Here is a 528-nt window from a genome sequence, read left to right as displayed (position 1 = left end):
CAAGATAATACGGCACCATTAATTTTCCAAGGAAATAACGGAGGAGATCTCTCAGGATTGACATTTGATTCTACAGGTGATTCATTATATATGGAAATCGATGCTGATGGCTCTGTAAGCTGTGCATCTGGAAGTGGATGTTGTACAACAGAGTGGGATTTTACAGTTGCTTGTGCAACTTGTGTTAATCCAGTTGCTGGTTATGCAGTTAGACAAGATTGTATTAACGGACCACAATTTTTCGTGGATGTAGATTTAACCGATTTGGGTTCTGCAACTTCAATAACAATTTCAGATGATCAAGCAAGTGCACCTCAAAATACTACTGAAGTTGGATTGTTTTCTTTTGGACCTTTTGCTAATGGAACGCCAGTAGTGATTACGGTTGCAAATGATGATGATACCAACTGTATTTTAACAAGTACATCCTTAACGCAAGATCAATGTGTGCTAAACCTTGTAGATTGTACACAACCACCATTACAATTTAATTATTGTTATGATAATAATGATGATACAGCTTGGTTA

General features: G+C 36.7%; 1 protein-coding gene. It reads left to right on the top strand.

All coding sequences use genetic code 11. The features are described from left to right. Nucleotides 1–528 (top strand): hypothetical protein (locus tag V7719_RS18775; protein WP_335731475.1); only part of this gene is annotated, 528 nt, incomplete at both ends.

The organism is Psychroserpens sp., from assembly GCF_036960315.1.
In the GTDB taxonomy this organism is placed as follows: domain Bacteria; phylum Bacteroidota; class Bacteroidia; order Flavobacteriales; family Flavobacteriaceae; genus Psychroserpens.
This window is presented reverse-complemented; position numbering and strand designations above follow the sequence as displayed.